Raw genomic sequence first — 1,717 nt, forward strand, 5'->3', positions numbered from 1 at the left:
CTCCGGCGTACGACGCCAGCTCACCGATCGTCAGCATGCGTCCATCCTCGTCGCCATCAGGTGATCTTGCGTTGGTAGACGCGCATGGCGACGACATACGCGACCCCGAGCAGGCCGACGCACCACGCGACAGCGGTCCAGACGTCGTTCCCGACCGGCTGTTCGGCGTACAGGTTGCGCAGGGTGTCGACGATCGACGTCACCGGCTGGTGCTCGGCGAACCAGCGGACCGGTCCGGGCATCCCGGCGGTCGGTACGAACGCCGAGCTGACGAACGGCAGGAAGATCAGGGGATAGGAGAACCCTCCGACCGCATCGGCGGACTTCGCGGTCAGGCCGGGGATCACCGCCAGCCAGGTCAGGGTCAGCGTGAAGAGCACGAGAATGCCCGCGACGCCGAGCCACGCCAGGACACCGGCACCCGAACGGAAACCCATCGCCAAGGCAACGAGGACCACGAGGACCAGGGAGATCAGGTTCGCGACGACCGACGTCAGCACGTGTCCCCACAGCACGGCAGAACGCGAGATCGGCATCGACTGGAACCGTTCGAAGATCCCGCCCGAGACGTCCATGAAGAGCCGGTAGGCGGTGTACGCGATGCCGGACGCAACGGTGATCAGCAAGATGCCGGGCAGGAGGTAGTCGACGTACTCGGCACCACCGGTGTCGATCGCGCCACCGAAGACGTAGACGAAGAGCAACAGCATCGCGATGGGCGTGATCGTGGTGGTGATGATCGTGTCCGGGCTGCGCAGGATGTGGCGCAGGGACCGGGCCAGGAGGGTTCGGGTGTCGCGAAGGAAGTGCGTGTTCATTCGATGCTCCTCAGTGTTCGTCTCGGGTGTCCTGGCCGACGACCGCGAGGAAGATCTCCTCGAGCGTCGGCTGCTTCTCGACGTAGGTGACCTCGACCGGCGGCATCAGGGCCTTGAGCTCCGCGAGGGTGCCGGTGACGATGACCCGACCCTGGTGGAGGATGCCGATCTGGTCAGCCAGGTGCTCGGCCTCTTCGAGGTACTGCGTCGTGAGCAGCACTGTCGTTCCGCCTTCAGCGAGTTGCTTCACCGTCCGCCACACCTCGAGCCGTGCGTGCGGGTCGAGCCCCGTCGTCGGCTCGTCGAGGAAGATGACGGGCGGGTTCCCGATCAGGCTCATCGCGATGTCCAGGCGTCGTTTCATGCCGCCGGAGTACGTCGCGACGCGCTTGCCTCCCGCTTCGGTGAGCGAGAACTGCGCCAGGAGGTCGTCAGCGACACGCGCTGGATGGTCGAGGTGCCGGAGATTCGCGACGAGGACGAGGTTCTCGCGACCGGTCAGGATCTCGTCCACGGCGGAGAACTGGCCGGTGAGGCTGAACGATTCGCGCACCTGCGCGGACTGTGTCGCGACGTCGTACCCGTTGACGGTGGCGGTGCCCGCGTCGGCGCGCAGCAAGGTTGCCAGGATCCGGATGGTGGTGGTCTTGCCTGCTCCGTTGGAGCCGAGCAGGGCGTAGACGCTTCCCGCCGGAACTGACAGGTCGACGCCGTCGAGGACGGTGTGGTCGCCGTACGCCTTGCGCAGTCCGACGACCTCGATCACTGGGGAGGTGGGGTTCATGTGCACCACCCTCCAGGGTTGACGCTACGTCAGGGTCAAGCCCTGTTTTCGAACAACTGGAAACGCGAGAGGCTGGATCCACCATGGCCGTGATCGAGGACGTACGGGCGCTGGG

2 protein-coding genes are annotated in these 1,717 nt (G+C 65.9%); both read right to left on the reverse strand.

The genetic code is table 11. The features are described 5' to 3' along the window. Nucleotides 1–56 precede the first annotated feature (56 nt). The gene (locus tag ACOADB_RS08695) at nt 57–818 is read right to left on the reverse strand and encodes an ABC transporter permease (protein ID WP_378597562.1); all 762 of its coding nucleotides are present in this window, start codon (nt 816–818) and stop codon (nt 57–59) included. Nucleotides 819–828: 10 nt separating this feature from the next. Continuing rightward, nucleotides 829–1,602 carry an ABC transporter ATP-binding protein gene (locus ACOADB_RS08700; RefSeq protein ID WP_378597563.1) on the reverse strand — a complete coding sequence of 258 codons (774 nt, stop codon included), beginning with the start codon at nt 1,600–1,602 and terminating at the stop codon, nt 829–831. Between the last annotated feature and the right edge of the window lie 115 nt (nt 1,603–1,717).

Origin of the sequence: Nocardioides sp. CPCC 206348 (genome assembly GCF_048654705.1) — a bacterium.
Classification (GTDB): domain Bacteria; phylum Actinomycetota; class Actinomycetes; order Propionibacteriales; family Nocardioidaceae; genus Nocardioides.